Origin of the sequence: Streptomyces roseoverticillatus, assembly GCF_000719265.1 — a bacterium.
Lineage (GTDB): Bacteria > Actinomycetota > Actinomycetes > Streptomycetales > Streptomycetaceae > Streptomyces > Streptomyces roseoverticillatus.
Genome location: NZ_JOFL01000007.1, coordinates 179422 through 199955, shown reverse-complemented (window position 1 = coordinate 199955; position 20534 = coordinate 179422). Strand labels below are relative to the sequence as shown.

Below are 20534 nucleotides of genomic sequence, written 5' to 3'. Positions count from 1 at the left end.
AGTGACGAGACGACCGCCGCCATACCGGTGTCGTCCATCACCAGATGCGCAGGTGATATTCGCCCACCCCCGTGCTGTAGCCGGCATGGAGCAGGTGGAGCGGTGGCTGCCGTCCGCAGGCTCAGGAGGTGGGCGCGTCCTGAGCCGCGCGCCGGGCGACGGCCGGCAGCGGCATTCGATCAGAGCGTCAGTGCCTCGTAGGTGGCCTGGAGAAGCTTCTGGCCGCATGGGTCGGCGAGGCCGGAGTGGGGCATCTGGTTCATCACGTAGGTGAAGGCCATGCGCGCGTCGAGGTCGTTGACGATCAGCGATCCGCCCCTGCCACCCCAGTAGCAGGTATGGGGTCGGCCGTGCGGACTGGTGCGTCGCCGGCGTTCAGGGCGTATCCCACGCCGAAGCCTACGGGGATGCCGAGTACGAGCTCAATGTCGTGCGACTGTTCGCCGAACACCGAGCGGCAGGACCCGGCCTGAGGAGCGGTCGATGGAATCCGTCAACGGGCCACTCCCTCCGGGCCGGTATCCAGTTGGGCGAGGGCGGGAAGGGTCCGCGCCGATGGACGAGGCCTCCGCTTCGCCGGGCGCGAGCCCACGGCCGACCGGGGCGGTGGCTGAAAAGTCCTGTGCCGTCCGAGGGCCGGCGCGCTGCGCCGGCTCCAGGATCAGCAATGTCAGTGGCGGGCCGTATCGTCGCCGCCGAGAGGTCCTGATGGGGCGAGACGAGCGAGGACGGACACCACCAATGCAGGCTAAAGAGACACTGTTCGCCGACCTGGTTCAGGGGCGGGCTCAGCAGTTCCAAGTCCCTCTGTATCAGCGTACGTACTCCTGGTCGGAGAAGCAGCTGGCGCAGCTGTGGAGCGACATCCTTGAGCAGGCTGAACTACTTGAGTCAGGTGCGACGGCGAACACGCACTTCCTCGGCTCGGTCGTGCTTGCCCCGTCCCCGCAGAACGAGGCGACGTTTCCCCGTTGGCTCGTTGTCGACGGCCAGCAGCGGCTGACGACTCTGTCCCTCGCGCTGGCAGCGATCCGGGACCACATTGCCGACGGACAGCCGGACGAGTCCGAGCGGATCGACGAGGAATACCTCATCAACAAGCGCAAGAGGGGTGACGATTACTTTCGCCTGCTGCCCACCCAGGCAGACCGGCCGCAGTACGCCGCACACATCCACAGCGTCCACTCGGAGCGGGCTTCGGGGGACAGAGTCGCCACCGCCTACCGCTTCTTCCGCCGCAAGCTGGTCGAAGCGGATGATCCGGCAGGCGCGCAGGGCGTGTTGCGTATTGAGCAGGCGATCACGTCCCGGCTCACGCTGGTGGCGGTGACCGCCGAGCGCGGTGACAACGTCCACCGCATCTTCGAGTCGCTCAACAACACCGGACTGAAACTCAGCCAAGCGGACCTGCTGCGCAACTACTTGTTCATGCGCCTGCCGACTCGGGGTGAGTATGTCTACGAGACCCATTGGCTGCCGCTGCAAGCCAGCCTGAGCAATGACGAGCTCGAACAGCTGATGTGGCTGCAGCTGGTGCTCGACGGGGACGACCGAGTCCGTCGGCAGGACTTGTACGCCGCCCAGCAGCAGCGCCTCGAGCGCGAGGGGGCGGATGGGGCGGGTGCCGAGGCGGACATCGAGTCCTACATCAAGGAGTTGCACCGCCGCAGCTCGCTCTTCCGCAAGGTGATCCACCCGGCGGAGGAGACCTCCCCCCTGGTCCGCGGCCACTTGAAGCGGTTGCACGACTGGCAGGCCGTGGTGACCTATCCGGCGCTGATGCTGTTGCTCGACCGGCGGGCTCGAGGAGAGCTGGACGAACGTGAAACAGCGCGGGCCATGTCGTACATCGAGAGCTTCCTGGTACGGCGAACGATCTGCCGGGTGCCGACGAACAATCTGAACAGGATCTTCCAGTCCGTGCCCGCCCAACTCCCGCACGATGTGCCGGTCGCCGACGGACTGCATCAGCTCCTCTCCGCCGAGAACCGCTTCTGGCCGGATGACGAAGAGCTGCGCGAGAAGATCAGAACCGCGCCTTTCTATCAGTACGGTCGGCCGAATCAGCGGAGGCTGGTGCTCCAGAGGCTGGAAGAGAGCCACGAGCACCCCGAGCCGGTGGACTTCGGCCCGGCGCAGCTGACCATTGAGCACGTGATGCCGCAATCGCCCGGCGAGGAGTGGATGCGGATGCTGCACGAGGACGCGGCCGAGGGCGAGAGCGCGGAGGAACTCCACGCCCGGTTGCAGCACACGCTCGGCAATCTGACGCTGACCGGTGTCAACTCGGAGCTGTCCAACCACCCCTTCGATCGTAAGCAGGGGCTGTTGCAAGGCAGTCACCTGGAGATGAACAGACGCATTGCCGCGACCGAGCGCTGGGGTGCCCGGGAGATCCTCGCCCGAGCCGACGAACTCGCCGTCCGGGCGGTCCGGCTGTGGCCCGCCCCGCTGCGAGGTGTCGGACGCGCCGCGCGCAGCCGCGACTGGCACCTGGCCCACCAGGTGCTGGCCGGCCTTCCGCACGGCACCTGGACGTCCTACGGAGATCTGGCCGCGTTCATCGGGTCCGGAGCCCAGGCTGTGGGCAGCCATCTCGCCAAGACGGACGGAGTGGCCAACGCCTACCGGGTGCTCAACGCCGATGGCAGGATCGCCGAGGGTTTCCAGTGGACCGGACGAGATGGCGGCGATGTCCGTGCCCGGCTCAGTGCCGACGGCATCCACTTCACCGTCACCGGGGCGGCCGATCCGGCCCAGCGCCTCACCAGCGACGACCTCGCTCTGCTGCTGGCCGGCACCGAGGGCGAGGATGAGTCGGCGGTGACGGAGGAGACCGCGCAGGACGGCGCGGAGCCGCAAGGCGAGGAGACCCGCGCTGCGAGGTTCCTCCGTCAGCTCGCGGCGGACGACACTCCCGCGACCGTGTCAGCCGTGCGTGAGCTGTTCACTCATTGGGAGAAACTTGGAGGCTGGATCGGCCACGGCGCCGGTGAGGTCACGACCAGTGCTTTCCTCATGCTCGGGAACGCCGGCAGCCCAGGCAAGGGAATCTGCCCGCTGACCGTCTATCCGGGCAGCGGGCGCGGCGGCGTAGCGGAGGTCGTGTTCCAGCACCTGGCGAGCCGCGAGCCCTTCACGGACCGCTCCCTGCGCGCCGAACTGCTCGGCAGGTTGAATGAGCTGGAAGGCGTCTCGATCCCGGAGGGCAAGCTGGAGTTGCGCCCCAGCTTCCGGCTCTCCTTGTTGGAAATCGACCGTAACCGCGAGGTCCTGTGCGAGGCGCTGGGCTGGTTCCGGGACCGCTGGGAGGGCCGGGACGCGACCTGAATCGCAGGCTGTCCCCCCGCCCCCGCTCGCATATGGCCGTTCCCGTGGGCCGAACTCCCGCTTGGCGATGCAGGAAGATGGCACTCCCAGCAGCCAGGGACACCTGGACTTGGCGACTGTGACGGAAATCGGCGACAGCTGGGTCACCGCGACGGTCCGGGGAACCGAAGCCTACGAAGTAGAGCTGGAGCTGGAGGCGCCCGAGGGCCTGCTGGACAGTACGACTGTCCGTACGGCCTCGAAGGCCACTTCTGCAAGCACCTCGTCGCGGTCGGGTTGACCTTGCTGTCCAGGCAAGGGCGCCTGCCCCAGCAGCGCGCCCGGGCCCGCACCCGGGCCGACGGCCTGGACGCCTGGCTGACGGGCCTCTCTCAGGACGAGCTGCTCGCGCTCCTACGCGAACAGGTCGACCAGGACCGGAACGTGCGCCGGCGACTGGAGCTGCGCGCCGCCGGCGCCCGGGGAGACCTCGCAGAAGTCCGCACCTGCGTCCGAGAACTCCTCGACATCGGTCCCTTCGCACAGCACGGATACGTCGAGTACGCCGACGCCCGCGCCTACGGCGAACAGGCGGAGCAGGCGGTGTCCGCCATCACCGCGCTGACCGCCGCAGGCCGCGCCGGTGACGCGATCGACCTCAGCAGGGAAGCGTTGCGGCACCTCGCGGAGACCCATGAACAGGTCGATGACTCCGACGGGCTGCTGGGCGAGGTCGCTGCCGGTCTCGCCGAGGCGCACCTGGACGCCTGCGTCGCGGCACGTCCGGACCCGGACGACACCGCGCGCTGGCTGGTCGGCCAGGCGCTCGGTGACCTGGGCGACCTCATCGACATCGACCCGTTCGACTACGAGGACGTGCTGGGCCCACAAGGGCTGGCCACGCTCAGGGAGTCGGCGATGGCGGCCTGGCGGGACAACCGCACCGGCTGGGCGGAGAAGTACCTGGTGGAGCGCCTGGCCAAGAAGGGGGGTGACGTGGACGCGGTGATCGCGGTGCACGCGGCCTACCTCGCCCCGGACGGCAGCACTCATCTCACCATCGCCCGCGAGCTCGATGCCGTAGGCCGCCAGGGCGAGGCGCTGAGCTGGGCGGAGCGCGGCCTCGCCGAAGCTCCGGGCTCTGCCGACATGTCCGACAGAAGCCTCGATCTCATCGATTACCTCTGCACCCGCTACGCCCAGGCCCGGTCCTTGTCGAGGTCCTCCTCGACGACAAGGACCTCGATGCCGCCTGGCAGGCCGCGACCCGAACCGGAGCCGACGACACTCAGTGGCTCGCCCTCGCCGACCTCGCCCGCGCCTCCCGGCCCGCCGACGCACTCGGTGTGTACCTGCGGCTGGCCGAGCTCTTGAAACAGCGGACGGGCAACCCTGTCTACGAGCAGCTGGCGGGCCTGCTCCTCAGTTTCCGCGAGTGCCACCGCCACTTGGGCACGGAGGAGGAGTTCACTGCCTACATCACTGCCTTGTGTGCCGACCGGAGGCGTAAGCGGAACCTCATGCGGACCTTGGACGCACACGGCCTCCGACCGTAGCCGGGAGGGCGGCCACGCCCTCGGGCCGGAGGCTTCACAAACCCCCTGAGCCTCACCGGAGTGCACCCCCAGTGACGTCCTTCCCCTCGAATACACTGCCGGGGCGCACGCGGCCCACCTCCGCGTCGAGGAGACAGGAAGCCACCACCACACGGAAGGCCCGCAGCCCGTGGAGCCATTGAGGGACGACGACCCGCTGACCATCGGCGGATACACCCTGGTGTGCCGGCTCGGTGCCGGAGGCATGGGGCAGGTCTACCTCGGGGAGTCCCCGGCGGGCCAGCAGGTCGCCGTGAAGGTGATCAAGCCGTCGGTACTGGACGAGGACAGCAGGGCGCGGTTCCTGCTCGAAGTGGACAGCCTCAAGACGGTGTACGGGCCGTTCATCGCGTCCTTCGTCGCCGCGGACGCCCAGGCGGACCGGCCCTGGCTGGCCGTCGAGTTCGTCGCCGGGCCCGACCTGCTGGCCTTCGTCACCGAGCACGGGCCGCTCCCGCTCGTGGAGACGGCCAGCCTCGGAGCCCTGCTGGCCGAAGGGCTCGGCATCGTGCACGAGGCGGGGCTGCTGCACCGCGACCTCAAGCCGCAGAACATCCTGCTGGCTCCGCACGGGCCCAAGGTGATCGACTTCGGTCTTGCCGTGCTTGCCGAGCGGCGCTCGATCCTGACCGCCACCGGCGTGGTCGTCGGCTCCGTCCTGTGCATGCCTCCGGAGCAGGCCCGGGGCGAGCACCAGCTCGACCGGCCCGCGGACGTCTACGCGCTGGGCGCGGTCCTGCTCCACGCGGCTACCGGCCACTACCCCTACACCGGCCCCAGTTGGCAGGCCGTCGCACTCAAGATCGAGGACCCGGGTACGCCACCGGACCTGAGCGGGCTGCCGCCTCAGCTGGAACCGCTGATCTCCGCGATGCTCGCCCTCGACCCCGCCGCCCGGCCGGCACTGGCGCAGGTCACCGCGGAGCTCGTCCAGGTCATGGCGGGCCAGGGGCTGACCGCAGCCCAGGCCAAGCGCCGGCTCACGGACCTGACCCCTGTGGCCGCCCTGCCCGAGCTGCCCGTATCGCCCGAGACTGGAGGGTTTTCCGAGGGCTGGACCGGTTACACGCCGACCGTCGTGGACGTGGCCGCGCGGGAGGAGGAGACGCCACGAGCTGAGGAGGCGCCGGAGGAACGGGGGAACTCCCGGGTGGGGGGCGAGCCCGCCCCGGCCGGCCCGAAGGAGCCCGAGGAGAGCGGCCCGGCGCGGTCGGGCGTCCAGCTCTCCGCGCCGCTGCGGATCGCCGAGGCCCTGAGGGGTGAGTACGCGCGCGACGCGCGCTTCTGAGGAGCCGACTACTCACCTCTGAGGAGCCGATCACTCACCTCTCCGACGAGCCGCGCGCCTCAGCCGAAAAACGCGCCGCCAGGGGCCGGGGTCACCATGGGCCGTCGTGCGCCCGGGTCCCGCCCTTGGCGACCGGCATTCGGTCACGACCCTCATACGCCCCATGAAACACTTGGGGCGTAGGGAGCACGCCGCATTTCCCGGCACGACCGACGGAGGAACGACGGGTGGCAGAGCAGGGGCAGACCCGGTACCCACCAGGGGCCCAGATTCTCGTGCGAGACGAGGAGTGGCTGGTCAGGACCGCGAGGCGGACCGACCACGACGGTGACCGGATCGAAGCCACCGGCGTTTCCGAGTTCGTACGGGACGAAGAAGCCGTCTTCTTCACCGGCATCGACACCGTCGAGCTTCTCGAACCGGAGAAGACGCGCCTGGTGTCCGACACCTCCTCCTACTTCCGGCGCGCAAGGCTTTTCCTCGAAGCGGTCCTGCGCAAGACGCCCCTGCCCCAGTCCGAACGCCGCCTTGCCCTGGTCGACCGTTTCCTCCTCGACCCGCTCGCCCACCAGCAGCGACCGGCGGAGCTCGCCCTGTCGATGCGCAACCTCCGCCCCCGCATCCTGATCGCCGACGTCGTCGGCCTCGGCAAGACGCTGGAGATCGGCCTCACCCTGGCCGAGCTCATTCGCCGCGGCCGCGGCGAGCGCATTCTCGTCGTGACCCCGCAGAGCGTCCTGGAGCAGTTCCAGCACGAATTGTGGACCCGCTTCTCGATCCCGCTGGTGCGACTCGACTCGCTCGGCATCCAGCGCATCCAGCGCGAGATCCCCGCCGGCCGCAACCCCTTCACCCACTACAAGCGCGTCATCATCTCCGTCGACACGCTCAAAAACATCGGCCAGTACCGGCACCACCTGGAACGCATCCAGTGGGACGCGGTCGTCATCGACGAGTCCCACAACCTCATCAACCAGGGCAGCCAGCGCCGTGCCCTCGCCGAGACCCTCTCCCCGCGCACCGACGCCCTGCTGCTGGCCAGCGCCACCCCGCACAACGGCGACAAACGGTCCTTCGCCGACCTGGTCTCGCTTCTCGACCCCGCGGCCATCGTGGACCGCGACCACTACGACCCGGCGGACGACCTCGGGCACCTCTTCATCCGACGCACGAAGATCAGTCCCGAGGTCCGTAACGGCATCGGTGACGCATGGGCGGACCGGGGCCCCACCCTGTCGCTGCACTGTCCGGCGACCGAGGCCGAGGAGCGCGTCTTCGCGGAACTGGCCGAGTACTGGCTGCCCGCACCGTCCGGCAGCACCGAGTTCGGCACGGCGGATCAGGAGCGCACCTCCGTGAGCACCGATCCGCTGTTCGCCTACAACGTTCTCAAGACCTTTCTGTCCTCCCACGTCGCCCTCAAGGAGACGGTCGAGCGTCGGGTCGCCGCCCTCGCGAAGAGGACACGGGACATCGAGGCCGAGGGCAGGCGGCCGGACCCGGCGATCGGCGAGGAGCAGGCCGCCCTGGACCGCCTGGGTGCCCTCATCGGCTCCATGGGCGACGGGAGTGCGCCGGGGGATTCCGCCAAGCTGGACGCCCTCGTCGAGCAGTTGAAGGACATCGGCGTCGGTCCCGGCAGTGATATGCGTGCCGTCGTCTTCTCCGAGCGCGTCCCCACCCTCAAGTGGCTGGCGGAGGCGGTCCCCGCGCGCCTCGGCTTCACCCCTGGCAAGGACGGGGAGATCAAGGCCGTACGGGTCATGCACGGCGGGCTCGGCGAGGAGGAACAGCGTCTGATCCGCGAGGAATTCAGCCTTGCCGGGGCCCCGGTCCGGCTGCTGTTCACTGGTGACGTCGCTTCCGAAGGCGTCAACCTGCACCGCCAGTGCCACCACCTCATCCACTACGACATCCCCTGGTCGCTGATCCGCATCGAGCAGCGCAACGGGCGCATCGACCGGTACGGGCAGCGCCACGAGCCGCAGTTCCGGGCGCTGATCCTCACCTCCGCCCAGCCCGGCGCCAAGGACGACAGGACCGTGGCCGAGAAGCTCCTCGCACGGGAGGAGGAGGCCCACAAGCTGAACGGCACCGCGGAGGCGGAGACCGGCTACTACCGTGCCGACGAGGAAGAGCGGCGCCTCATCAGGGAGCTGGTGGAGGGCGGCACGGTCGAGGACTTCCTCGCGTCCGCGCCCGCCGCGGACGACGCGGACCTGGCGGGCCTCTTCGGCCAGGTCGACACCATCACCGAGGAGGAACCGCCGGAGCGCGCGGAAGTCCTCTCGCTCTTCGACGGCGACGCGGCGGCCTTCGTCGACACGGCGCTCGCGGAGCTGTACGAGGACCAGGCCGAGGAGCTCATCGGCCTGTCCCGCAGCGAGGACGCCCTCAAGCGCCCTTATCTCTCCCTCTCCCCGGACAAGGCCCCCGACCTGCTGCGCCGCCTCAAGGCCCTGCCGCCCTCCTACCTGAAGGAACAGGGCGTCGCCGAGCGCATGATCCTGACCTTCGACCGCGGCCTCGCCCAGGACAAGCTGACCGACGCCCGTGAGGCCACGGACACCATCTGGCCCACCGTCTCCTTCCTGAGCGACATCCACCCGGTGGTGGAGTGGCTCACCGACAAGGTGCTGGTGCAGTTCGGTCGGCAGGAGGCACCGGTCATCACCTCCCCGCACGTGGACCACCCGACCTTCCTCATCCAGGGCATCTACTCCAACGCGCTGGGCCGTCCCACGGTCGTACGGTGGATGGCCGTCAGCGCCGACCCCGATGTCCCCGTCCGGACGATGACCGAAGCCCTGCACGCGGCGAAGGTGGGGCCCGATCTCGCCCGCACCGGTGATCCCCGCGACCTCACCCACCTCCAGTCGCTGGTCCCGGCTGCCGTGGCGAAGGCTCGCGAGCACCTGGAGACGTACAAGGAGAAGTGGGCGCGGCAGATCAGCGGCCCGCTCGCCGAGTACCGCGACCGCCTGTCCGACTGGCGGGCAGATTCCTTGGACTCCCTGTCCGGTGCGAGCGACCGGCGCAAGAAGCAGGTCGAGGCGACCGCCGACGAACAGGCACATCTCCTCGACCAATTGAACACGACGGGCCTGCCCCTGCTGCGGGTGCTGGCTGTCCTGGACAAGCCCGCCGCTGACCCCACCACCGACAACGCCTACGACCCGGCGGAGCACTGACGTGACGTACGACTCGCTGGTCAACCACGGCGACTACCTCTCGGCCCACTACCTCGCCGAGGTCCTCCCGAAGGACCTCAAGGCCAAGGACGGCCTCCTCGCTCGCTGGGCCGACACCGAGGAGCGGACGCGGCGGGCCCACGCCGACGCGGTCGCCGAGGCCGAGGCCGAGGGACGGGACCCCGCCGCCGTCCCGCCGCGCGTCCGCACGCCACGCGAGGGCCTGCGTGCCCTGCACGGCTCCTACTTCGCGTCCCGCGCCGACCTCGCGCGCGACGCGGAAGCGCTCGCCGAACCGGACGCGCCGGTCCCCGCCGATTGGGCCAAGCGCCTTACCGAGCTCCACCTCGCCACCCTGCGGGCGCTCGGCTACGCGGACGCCCACGAGCGGGCCGTGGCCGTCCACCGGGCCGGGCACGACCACACGGTCCAGGCCCTGCACGCCGAGCCCGGCCTGATCGCCGTCGCCTGCGGCTGGACCGCCGAGCCCGACGCGGCCCTCGACCCCGACGGCGCGGGCCGCCTGCTGTACCCGGTGACGCTGGAGGCGTCGGCCCGCCTCACCGATGCCAAGGCCCTCGCCGACTTCCTGTTCGAGTGCGAGGAGCCGCCCCGCTACGTCCTGTTGCTAGTCGGCGGCGTAATCGTCCTCGCGGACCGTCTCGCCTGGCACGAGGGCCGCTACCTCGCCGCCGACCTGGACGCTGCCCTCAACCGGCGCGACGACCGCAACGGCGGCGAACTCGATACCATCGCCGCGCTGTTCGGCGCGGATTCGCTGCGCGTCCCCGAGGAAGGCGGCACGGCCCCGCTCGCCTCTTTCGTCGACAAGTCCGGCAAGCACGCCGTCGGCGTCTCCACCGAGCTTCGCGAGGGCCTGCGCCTGTCCGTCGAGTGGATCGCCAACGAGGTCCTGGCCCGGCTGCGGGACCAGGGAGTCACACCGCAGCAGCTCGACGACCCGGGCCGCCTCGCCAAGGAACTCAGCCGCGAGTCGCTGCGCTACCTCTACCGCATCCTCTTCCTGCTGTACGCCGAGGCGCAGCCGTCCCTCGGCATCCTCCCCGCCGACGACCCCGAGTACGCGCGCGGCTACGGCCTCCAGCGCCTCGGTGACCTCGTCGTACGCGACCTGGTCGGCGAACGGTCCCGGCGCGGATTCCACCTGTACGAATCTCTCGACCTGCTCTTCCGGCAGGTGGAGGAGGGCCACCGGGCATACGGCAGCGAGCCCGAGGACCTGGCCGCCGAGGCCGCCGACCGCGCCGCCACCGAGGCCGAGCGGGAGTCCGCCGCACTCCTCGCCGCCGGGGACATCACCCGCGACGAGTACACCGAGCGCGTCCGCGAGGCCGACCGCTCCCGCAAGGCCGCCGCCCGCAGCGCCGACGTCGGCCTGCGCTTCGAGCCGCTGCGCTCGGAGCTGTTCCACAAGGACGCCGTACGCCTCATCTCGGCCGACCGGACCGAGAACCCCGCGTACGAGGAGGGCTCCGGACAGCCCGAGTTCCTGGACACCCGGCTGCGCAACGAGACCCTGCGCAAGGTGCTGCGCCGGCTGATGCTCACCAAGGGCAAGGGACGTGAGCGCGGCGGCTTCATCTCGTACGCCCAGCTCGGCATCAACCAGCTCGGCGCGGTCTACGAGGGCCTGATGTCCTACACCGGCTTCATCGCCGAGGAGGACCTGTACGAGGTCGCCAAGGGCGGCGACCCCTCCGGCGGCAGCTGGATGATCCCGGCCTCCCGGGTGCAGGACTACCCGGACGAGGTGTTCGTCGAGCGCCCCCACGAGGAGACCGGCCGCCCGCTGCGCGTAGTGCACCCCAAGGGCTCGTTCGTGTACCGCCTGGCGGGCCGCGACCGCCAGACCTCCGCCTCGTACTACACCCCGAAGTCCCTGACCGAGGTCACGGTCGAGCTGGCCCTCAAGCACCGCCTCGACCAGGACGGCGCGACCACGCCGGCCCGTGAGCTGCTGGAGTGGAAGATCTGCGAGCCCGCGCTGGGCTCGGGCGCGTTCCTCAACGAGGCCATCGACCAGGTCGCGGCCGAGTACCTGCGCCGCCGCGAGGAGGAGCTGGGCCGCCGCGTCGACCCCGAGCAGCGCCAGATCGAACTCCAGAAAGCCAAGGCGTACGTCGCCCTCCACAACGCGTACGGAGTCGACCTGAACGCCACCGCCGTGGAGCTGGCCGAGGTCTCCCTCTGGCTCAACTCCATGCACCCCGGCATGCGCGCCCCCTGGTTCGGCCTGCACCTGCGGCGCGGCAACTCCCTCATCGGGGCCGGCCGCAAGGTGTACGGAGCGGACGCGCTGCCGGACGGCCAGTGGCTGTCGAAGAAGTCCCCCCTGCCGCCCACCGAGCTCCCTTTCCGTGACGGAGATCTGCCGGAAGGCGCCGTCCACCACTTCCTCCTCCCGGCCATCGGCTGGGGCGCGGTCGCGGGAGAGCCCGAGGCGAAGAAGCTGGCGGAGGAGCAGGCGAAGGCGCTCGGGCAGTGGCGGAGGGGGATGCAGAAGGCTCCCAAGGGCCCCAAGCCCTTCGAGGAGCGGGAGGGCGAGCCGCGGGACAAGCGGCAGAAGCGCTACGACCGGTGGGCCAAGGCCGCGTCGAAGACGGAGCTGGTGCGCCTGCAGCGTGTCGCCCGCCGGGCCGAGTTCCTGTGGAGCCTGGTCGCCAAGCGCCTGGAGCTGTCCGAGCGGAAGGTATCCCGCCGGATCGACGTCTGGGGCGCGGACTGGCTGACGCCGTCGGAGGAGGCCGCCGACAAGCAGAAGATCCTGGACGACCTGACGACGGCCGGCACGCCGTACTGGCGGCTGAAGACGGTCATGGACGCGTGGTGCGCCCTGTGGTTCTGGCCGCTGGACCAGGTGGGCCTGCTGGACGGTTCGGCTCCGGAGTACGAGCCGGGGGGTGGGGTGGTCCGTGATGTGGCGGCCTTGTTGGCGGGCAGGGCGTCGGCAGAGTCGTCGGCGTCGGCCGAGCCCGCGCTCCCGAGCGGTCCTGCGCCGGGTGATTTGATCTGGCAGGCGGCCGGGCTCTTCGACGACCCGGACGGCGAGCAGGGAGAGTTGGGCGGGCCGGCGGTCGACGACGAAGCGGGCCTGCGTACGAAGTCCCGGGGCGGAGCCGGCGGCCGGAAGGCCCAGATCGCCGAGGACCGGTGGCGTCCGGCCATTCCCCTGAAGACCTTCGCCGACTGGCTGGACTTCCTGGAGGCGACCCTCGGCACGAAGGACGCCGAGGACGGCTCCTTCCTGGACGGCCTGGACGGCCTCCCGGTGGACGAGGCACTGCCGCTGTTGGAGGCGTACGAGCGCAGCCTCGACGGCGTGCTGGGCATGGACCGGACGTTCAACCTGCCGATCCGTTTCCCCTGGCTCAATGTGGTCGAGGACATCGCGGGCACGACGGAGCGCGACATAAAGGCGGAGGACGGGCACGGCTTCTTCCACTGGGAGCTGCACTTCGCGCATGTGTTCCGGGGGCCGGGGGGTGGGTTCGATCTACAGGTGGGGAATCCGCCTTGGGTGCGGCCGAGGTGGGAGGAGGACACGGTTCTTGCGGAGCTGGAGCCGTGGTTCAAACTTGCCGAGAAGCCGAGTGTGACGGTGTGGCGGGAACGGAAGAGTGAGGCGCTGGGGGAGGAGGGGGCTACTCCGTATTTCCTTGGGGAGCTGGCTTCCAACGCGGCGATGGGGCAATGGCTCGGGTCGCCGGTGACGTATCCGGTGCTGACGGGGACGCAGCCGGACCTGTATCGGGCGTTCATGTGCCGGGCTTGGGGGAATCTCGGCATAAAAGGCATGGCGGGGCTTGTGCACCCTGACACCCATCTGGGAGGTACCAAGGATGGCAGGATTCGCGGAGCGGCCTATCCGCGACTCCGGCTGCGCGCTGGGTTCGTGAACGTAGGCAACTGGGCATTCGAGGCAAGCAGAACCGCCGAGTTTGGTGTACACATCTATGGTTCCCCACAAAGCGCTATCCGCTTCGTCAGTCTGAGCGGTTTGTACGGTGTGGAACCTCTACTGCCATCGCTGAACCATGACGGGCAAGGTGAAATTCCCGGCATGAAGCATTGTGGCGCATGGGACCTTCGTCCGCACAGGTCACGCGTGATGACAGTCGATGAAGCGATGCTCACGGAATGGCAGCGGCTGGAAGGGGACACAGGCATCCCTCCCAGGCAGGTGATGCTGTTGCAGCCGTTGACCACTGCAGAACAGGGGGCCATCGCGGCGCTGTCAGAGGTCAAGGCTCGGTTGGGGATGTATGAGCCGAGGATCAGTCAAGGCTTTCATGAGAAGACGGGGAAGGACGATGGCTTCATCAGATGGAACACATGTCAGCCTGGCTCGCTCTCCGAACTTGTGCTTCAGGGGCCGCACATCGGTATTGCCACGCCGTTCAGCAAGCAGCCGAACATGCAGTGCCGGGGAACGCATGACTGGACGAGCTTCGATCTCGCCGAGCTGCCCGGAGACGCCGTACCACGGACTGGCTATGCGCGCCCAGAGTCCTGCTCGCTGAGGCGCTATGAGGAAGCCCAGGACCACTGGCTGGACCGGTCACGGTTGAATGTCGATTGGGAACCCAGCCCTGAACAGTGGGTGAACCGTGAAGAAGTGCTGACCGAGGAGGAGCTGGGCCTCTCAGAGGATGAGCAGCGGGAATTGCTGCGGCGGCGGATGTGGTGGTTTCGGCCGTACACGCAGTTCTACAGACTGGCGTGGCGCAAGATGGTCCCGTTTAATACCGAGCGTAGCCTTTTCGCTGCCTTGATCCCGCCAGGCCCCACGCATATCCACGGCGTTCTTTCGGCAGCGCTGGGTGATAATCGGTTGACGGCGCTTAATGCGGGATTTTGGGCTTCCTTGCCGCTTGATTACAGACTGCGTATCACGGGCAAGGCGAACCTTGAGCCCGGTGAAGCTCAAAAGTTGCCTGCCGCCGACCCTGCTCACCCTCTCGCCGCCGCTCTCCTTCTTCGTACCTTGCGCCTCAACTGTCTCACTGAGGCATACGGTCCGCTCTGGTTGGAGCTCTACGGCATGACCTGGCCCGGCTACGAAGACTGGGCCGTGAAGTGGCCCAAGCTGGCTCCGCTCGCCGGGCATCTCAAGCCAGCTTGGGAGTATGCCACCCCGCTGCGTACCGAGTACGAGCGCCGCGCCGCCCTCGTCGAGATCGACGCGCTGGTGGCGGCATGGCTCGGCATGAGCGCCGACGAGCTGGTGGCCATCCACAAGGCCCGGTACGCGATCCTCGCGGACCGCGAGTCCCAGATGTGGTTCGACGCGAAGGGTCGTCAACTGGCGCAGGATCCGTACGCACACGGCCACGGCCAGACCAAGGAGCACTACGAGCACTTCCTCGCCTTCGACAAGGGTGAGCGCCCCAATCCCCCAGAGGGCTACACCGCCCCCTTCTACAAGGCCAACCGTGAACAGGAGATGCGCGAGGCGCACGCCGTCTTCTTGAAGCGGCTTCAGGAGGCGGTCGACAAGGGGCAGTGGGCCCCGGGCGCGTAACCCGCAACTCGCCGCTGTCGGCAGAAACGGCAGGGTCCCGGCTGTCCGCTGTGAGGCGGAACAGGCCGGGGCCCAATCAGGGGATAGGGAGCCTGCCCCGGCCGCTGGCCGTCCTCACCTGGCAGGGAACGGCCAGGGCAGGCGTCTACGGGGTGCTGATCACCTCACCTGCGTGGCGCGCCAGAACCGGTGAATGATCTCCCGGTAGCCCGTATGGGAAGGATTGCGGCCGACGTGCTCGAAGGCCCAGTCGCGCGCGTCCTCGAAGTCCTCGGTCGCCTTGGAGGCGGCGTTGCACGTGGTGCACTCCAACTCGTGGATGACTGGCGGGGCTTCCGGTGCCCTCTCCGGGCCGATCATCCAGTCGGTGAATCGGATCACCGTGTGCGCGCTCATCCCCACCACCTCCTCGCCGAGTTCGCTGCTTGGGCCTTGGCGCTCAGCCTCTCGGCGTCCGTCGCGAGCCGTACGTCTTCCGGCCGTGCTTCCCACTCCCGTCCGCCTTGGAGCGGACGGAGCTGGAAACACGGCCCCTCGTGGCCCATCACCTGCCCGACTTTGCCCTTGCTCGCGTCCATCACGAACGAGCCGTCCTCGGGGGTCTGTTGGGCGGTGTGGTCGTCGGCGTTCATCGGCCCGCCTCCCCGCTGTGAGGCTGTCGGGGCCGGATGTCGATCCCGTGCGCCGTCACCCACAACATGGGTTCGGGCCTATTGCCGCTGTCGATCGGCTAGTCGGAAGGGTGCGTGCCCTGCCGCACCTGGGTCGCTGCGGGGTGCGTAGCGGGAGCCGCGTGAGCGGGGTGGCGGGTGGAGCCTCCGCCGGGTGCATCGGGCGTGAGCAACGCCTTCAGCCATTCGAGGCATCGGACGATAAGGTTGACCATTGTTGACCTGTCCCTTCAGGTTGGCCACGCCCCGGGGCCGGTAGGACGGTCGCCGGGGTTTGTCTTCGTGTACGCGGCAGCGGATTTGGGCACACGGGTGCCCTATGCAACCCTCACCAAGATCACTCAAAGCGACGAGAGGTGAACGCTCCGCGTAGTGTGCTCCGGGCCATAGATCATCCGCAACTGTTCCGGAACATGTTCGGATCTTGTGCTGGCTGTAGCCTGAGTCCCACTTCGCTTGCCGGTGTAGGGGGTTGAGCCTGTGTCCGAACCGCGCCCGTCTGTCCGCCGTCGCAGACTCGCCGCGCTGCTCGCCCGGTTGCGGGAGGGCGCGGGCAAGACGCCGGAGGAGGCGGCCGAGCGCATCGGCTGTCACCGGTCCAAGATCAGCCGCATCGAGAATGCGCGCCTGGGTGTCTCGCTGAGTGAACTCCGAGACCTGATGACCTTCTATGGGATCGATGATTCGAGCTACATCGAGGAAGTCGCCAGCCTTGCACGGAGGGGGACCGAGCGGGGATGGGTGCAGCGCTTGGGTGTCGCTCTACCGTCCTATGCCGACTACATCGACTACGAGCAGACGGCCAACTACATCCGCTCGTATCAGCCCATGCTGATTGCCGGTCTCCTGCAGACTGCCGATTACGCCCGCGAACTCTTCCATGCTTCCCCGGTGAGAATGCCGCCTCATCGAGTCGATGAACTTGTGACCGTGCGCATGCAACGGCAGGAGGTGCTCGCTGGAGAGAGCGCTCCTCAGGTGTGCGTGATCGAGGGTGAGGGTGCTCTGCGTGGGCAGGTCGGAGGCGCCAAGGTTATGCGTGCTCAGCTGGAACATCTGCAGGCGATGGGGATTGCGTCGAGGTAGCCGACGGCTTCCCCGGTGTGGTGCCCGTCCGTGATTCCAAGGACTCGCACGGCCCTTCTCTCCGTGTCGCCACAAGAGCATGGACCGAGTTCATATCGGGGATACGGGCTGGAGTCTTCCCGGATGCCGACTGAGCTCCGACAGGAACAGGTCAGCCCCAGCACGGACACCCGGCTGTGGCTGACCCGTGCCCGGGGCGCTAGGCGTAAGCGTGTGACCTGTGCGGACGAGCCCTGCGGCACCTCAATCCAGAAGGCCGTGGCCAGCGCCGCCGCACTGACTCGCCTGCCCGCCGTCTATAAGCTGGCCGCAGGGCCAACGGGCGGCGGCGAGCGAGGGTGACGGGGAGTCATGAGAGGGCTTGAGGACAGCGGCAGCGTACGGCGTGAGCGGGCCGTGGGGTATCAGCGGTACCAGCTGCCGGTGGTGGAGTCGGAGGTGCCGGAGTCGGGTCTCTTCCCTTTACTCACCGGCCCCGTCGAAGTCGGAGCCGACGGGCTTCCGACCGGTGTGGAGCTGGAGCAGCCCGCCGACGAGGAGGGCGCGGCCGACGCCGATGGGATCTCCGCGCCTTTCCGGCCCGAGAACATCAAGATCGAGACGCAGGCGACCACGGTCGATCTCCTCCTCTCCCGCCTACGGGAGGGCATGATCGACCTGGCGCCGGACTTCCAGCGCCGGGCCGGCATCTGGACCGACGTACAGCAGAGCCGCCTCATCGAGTCGTTGCTGCTGCGTATCCCCATCTCGTCCTTTCATATGGCGCAGGACGAGGAGGACAACTGGTCGGTCGTCGACGGCATCCAGCGGCTGACGGCGATCGCCCGGTTCATGGGGCCCGAGGCCGTCGACATGCCGCCGCTCACCCTGCGCGGGCTCGACTATCTGCGGGACTTCCACGGCAAGGGGTACCAGGACCTGACCGGCCGGCTGCGGATCAGGCTGCGCGAGACCCAGCTCGTGGTCCACATCATTCAGCAGGGCACCCCGGAAGCCGTGAAGTTCAACGTCTTCTCGCGGATCAATACCGGGGGGTTGCCGCTTACCCCGCAGGAGATCCGGCACGCCATGATCGAGGGGCCCATCCGCGGCTACCTCGCCGACCTCGCGGAGGACCCGGCCTTCGGCGACGCCACGGGGCACAGCGTGTCCAACGAACGCATGGCCGACCGGGAGATGGTGCTCCGTTTCCTGGCGTTCCGGCTCAGCGATCCGGCCCGCCATGCGCAGCGGGACTTCGACCAGTTCCTCGTGGACTCCATGCACGGCGTCAACCGGCTGAGCGAGGAGCGGCGGGAGGTGCTGGCCGTGGAGTTCCGCAAGGCGATGCGCTGTGCGAAGGCGCTCTTCGGGGAGCATGCGTTCCGAAAGTGGCGGGGCGGAAAGGGTAAATCGCCCATCAACAAGGCTCTATTCGAGACGGTCGCGGTCAATCTCGCCATCTTGGATGATCACTCACGGGACACACTGGTAACGTCCCGTGACAGGGTGCTCGAAGGGTTCTTCGAGCTGATGAAGGACTGGGATTTCGACCGCGCCATCTCCGTCGCCACGGGCGACACGAAGAAGGTGCGCAAGAGGTTCGCCGCGGTGGCGGAGCTCTTCCGGGGGGTAGGGGAACAGTGATCGACCGGCTGACGCTGACGAACTTCAAGGCGTTCCAACATGCCGACCTGTCCTTCGCCCCGCTCACCCTGCTGACCGGCCTCAACTCCTCCGGTAAGAGCAGCGTCCTCCAGGCGCTCGCGCTGCTCCAGCAGTCGTACGCGGCCGGCGATCTCGACCAGATCCGGGGACCGGTCGAAGAAGCGGAAGACGTTGGCAAGATCGCGGCCGTCGACAACGGCTTTCTCCTCAACGGGGAACTCGTCACTCTGGGCACCGGCCACGACGTCCTGCACGAGGACTTCACGGGTTACGAGGCGGAGATCACACTCGCGGTGAGCGAGGGCGCGTACCGCTACTCCTGGACCGCCGCCTACGAGCCCGAACAGAATCTGCTGCCACTGACCCGCGTGGCCCTCCCCCTGACGACCGAGGGTGCGACGCCCCCGGCCGGGGACGCGGCGGTCATCCCTGGCTACTTCACGGCCGGGTTCCAATACCTGCACGCCGACCGCATTTCGCCCGCCGAGTTCTATCCGCGCGACCACCATGCGGCCATCGGTCGCGGCTTCCTCGGCGTACGCGGCGAACACACCGTCAACTTCCTGCGGCACCATGCCAGAGACGAGGTTCCGGACGGCCCGCTGCGCCATCCGCGCGCCCAGTCGCCGCGGCTCCTCGACCAGGCCGCCGCCTGGATCGGGGAGCTGTGCCCCGGCGTGGACATCCAGGCGGCCGCCATCGAGGGGACCGACTCGGTCCGCCTCTCGTACGGCTTCGACGGCCCGAGCGGCACCCGCCGGCGCCCCACCAACGTCGGCTTCGGCCTCACCTACGCGCTGCCCATCGTCGTGGCCTGCCTGACCGCGCGGCCCGGATCGCTGGTCCTCCTGGAGAATCCCGAGGCGCATCTGCACCCGCGCGGGCAGACCCGCATGGCCGCGCTCGCCTCGGCCGCGGCGGCACAGGGTGCCCAGCTGGTCGTCGAGACGCATAGTGACCACGTACTGAACGGGGTGCGGCTCGCCGTGAAGCGCCGCGTGCTCGCACCGGAGCAGACCGCCCTCCATTTCTTCCGGGGCGACGGCACAGGCGTGGACGTCACCAGCCCCCGCATCGACCGGGACGGCCTGCTCGACCAATGGCCCGAGGGCTTCTTCGACGAGCTGGAGAACACGCTCGACGAGCTCTTGGGCTGACGGCCCGGGCCCGGTCCAAGGCGCGTACGACATCACGGAGGGGGAAGCGTGCCGCTGCTGTTCCTGAACGAGAGATCCTGCGGAACCGGGTGCGACCCCGCGCGCGCCGACGGGGCCATGACGGAACTCGCGCGGGCCGTGCTCGCGGTGGTCCGGGCCGACCGGGCGGGCACCGCGCTGGTCAGCCGGGAGCCGATCACCGGTATCCAGATCGCGGCAGGCCATCCGATCGGCAAGTGGCACGGCAACCCGAGGAACCGTGATGCGTGGCGTCGGCTGCTCCAGATGCAGAGCAAGTGGCCGCACCGGGTCGTCTTCCCGGAGGGGCAGGACTTCTACGACGTGGAGTACCGGCACCAGGGCGAGCCGGTGGAAGGGCTCGGGGCTGCCCATCTGATGGGCGGCCTCGGGGTCTCCTTGGCGGTGGAGCGGTGCTGGGGTACGGACCATGTGACGCTGGAGCGCGAGCGGCTGGTGGAGGGGGAGGACGGCACATACCGTTCGGACACCAGCGAGGTTCAGGTGCGGCATCTGTCCTCGTCCGCGCATGTCGACGTGCACGCGTCCTGGATCCGGGACGAAGCCGAGACCGTCCGCAGAGGAGGCCTCGCGGCCGTCCGGCACGGCGGCCACTTATGGGAGCGACGGGCCGACCTCTTTCCGCGGCTGCAGTTCCTGCCTGAGGTCGAAGCGCACCTGCGCCAGCTGCCCTCGGTGTGGGTGCAACCCGTGCGGGACCGTCTCGCGGAGCTTGAGGACGCGGTGTCCGCGTGGGACCCGGACACCCGCCCCATCGCACCGCAATGGCTATCCGACGTGCGCCCCGAGTTCGAGTCGCGTCGGCGGTTGTGCTGGTTCACGGACCTCGACGGGGAACAGCGACTCTTCGACTGGCACTGTGAATTCCTGCCCTCGCCGGGGCGGATGCACTTCCGGCTCCTGCACGAGCAGCGCACCCTGCGCATCGCGTACGTGGGCCGCAAACTCGGGGTCTGAGCCGGGTGACCGGGCAGCCGCGGGTCGCGGCCGACCCGCCAAGGGTGAGATG

At 68.8% G+C, this 20534-nt stretch carries 12 protein-coding genes; 10 read left to right on the top strand and 2 right to left on the bottom strand.

Annotated elements, in window-relative coordinates; genetic code table 11:
* The first annotated feature begins 741 nt into the window (after positions 1 to 741).
* From IF61_RS0110695 to IF61_RS0110675, 5 genes are all read left to right on the top strand, one after another.
* Positions 742 to 3330 carry a GmrSD restriction endonuclease domain-containing protein gene (locus tag IF61_RS0110695; RefSeq protein WP_030366065.1) on the top strand — a complete coding sequence of 863 codons (2589 nt, stop codon included), beginning with the start codon at positions 742 to 744 and terminating at the stop codon, positions 3328 to 3330.
* 282 nt (positions 3331 to 3612) lie between these two features.
* Positions 3613 to 4683 carry a hypothetical protein gene (locus IF61_RS32245; RefSeq protein WP_245684474.1) on the top strand — a complete coding sequence of 357 codons (1071 nt, stop codon included), beginning with the start codon at positions 3613 to 3615 and terminating at the stop codon, positions 4681 to 4683.
* A gap of 351 nt (positions 4684 to 5034) precedes the next feature.
* The gene (locus tag IF61_RS0110685; RefSeq protein WP_030366064.1) at positions 5035 to 6192 is read left to right on the top strand and encodes a serine/threonine-protein kinase; all 1158 of its coding nucleotides are present in this window, start codon (positions 5035 to 5037) and stop codon (positions 6190 to 6192) included.
* A 275-nt stretch (positions 6193 to 6467) separates the two neighbouring features.
* On the top strand, positions 6468 to 9383 hold the full coding sequence (locus IF61_RS0110680; RefSeq protein WP_342667983.1) for an SNF2-related protein: 2916 nt from the start codon (positions 6468 to 6470) through the stop codon (positions 9381 to 9383).
* Between the two features lies 1 nt (position 9384).
* Positions 9385 to 14925, top strand: coding sequence for a hypothetical protein (locus IF61_RS0110675; protein WP_030366062.1), 5541 nt, complete (start codon positions 9385 to 9387; stop codon positions 14923 to 14925).
* A gap of 159 nt (positions 14926 to 15084) precedes the next feature.
* On the opposite strand, the gene IF61_RS0110670 is transcribed toward IF61_RS0110675, so the two are convergent.
* Together IF61_RS0110670 and IF61_RS0110665 are read right to left on the bottom strand one after the other, a co-directional pair.
* Positions 15085 to 15321, bottom strand: coding sequence for a DUF7848 domain-containing protein (locus IF61_RS0110670; protein ID WP_030366061.1), 237 nt, complete (start codon positions 15319 to 15321; stop codon positions 15085 to 15087).
* Positions 15318 to 15557 carry a hypothetical protein gene (locus tag IF61_RS0110665; RefSeq protein WP_030366060.1) on the bottom strand — a complete coding sequence of 80 codons (240 nt, stop codon included), beginning with the start codon at positions 15555 to 15557 and terminating at the stop codon, positions 15318 to 15320. The genes IF61_RS0110670 and IF61_RS0110665 overlap by 4 nt, the downstream gene beginning before the upstream one ends.
* A gap of 519 nt (positions 15558 to 16076) precedes the next feature.
* Between IF61_RS0110665 and IF61_RS0110660 the strand changes: the two genes are divergently transcribed.
* The 5 genes from IF61_RS0110660 (at position 16077) to IF61_RS0110645 (ending at position 20482) form a co-directional block, all read left to right on the top strand.
* A complete protein-coding gene (locus tag IF61_RS0110660; protein ID WP_052392601.1) occupies positions 16077 to 16682 on the top strand; it encodes a helix-turn-helix domain-containing protein in 606 nt (201 codons plus the stop codon).
* A 17-nt stretch (positions 16683 to 16699) separates the two neighbouring features.
* Entirely contained in the window at positions 16700 to 16816 is a 117-nt protein-coding gene (locus IF61_RS34045) for a DUF397 domain-containing protein (protein ID WP_342667982.1), read from the top strand.
* 217 nt (positions 16817 to 17033) lie between these two features.
* On the top strand, positions 17034 to 18308 hold the full coding sequence (locus tag IF61_RS0110655) for a DUF262 domain-containing protein (protein WP_043188591.1): 1275 nt from the start codon (positions 17034 to 17036) through the stop codon (positions 18306 to 18308).
* Entirely contained in the window at positions 18305 to 19486 is a 1182-nt protein-coding gene (locus IF61_RS0110650) for an AAA family ATPase (protein ID WP_030366057.1), read from the top strand. The genes IF61_RS0110655 and IF61_RS0110650 overlap by 4 nt, the downstream gene beginning before the upstream one ends.
* Before the next feature lie 48 nt (positions 19487 to 19534).
* Positions 19535 to 20482: a hypothetical protein gene (locus IF61_RS0110645; protein ID WP_030366056.1), complete on the top strand. Its 948-nt coding sequence runs from the start codon at positions 19535 to 19537 to the stop codon at positions 20480 to 20482.
* Positions 20483 to 20534: the final 52 nt, after the last annotated feature.

Excerpts from the sequence above, each read along its gene's own strand:
- IF61_RS0110695 (WP_030366065.1), top strand. The coding sequence starts at position 742 with ATGCAGGCTAAAGAGACACTGTTCGCCGACCTGGTTCAGGGGCGGGCT.
- IF61_RS0110670 (WP_030366061.1), bottom strand. The coding sequence starts at position 15,321 with ATGAGCGCGCACACGGTGATCCGATTCACCGACTGGATGATCGGCCCG.
- IF61_RS0110665 (WP_030366060.1), bottom strand. The coding sequence starts at position 15,557 with ATGAACGCCGACGACCACACCGCCCAACAGACCCCCGAGGACGGCTCG.
- IF61_RS0110655 (WP_043188591.1), top strand. The coding sequence starts at position 17,034 with ATGAGAGGGCTTGAGGACAGCGGCAGCGTACGGCGTGAGCGGGCCGTG.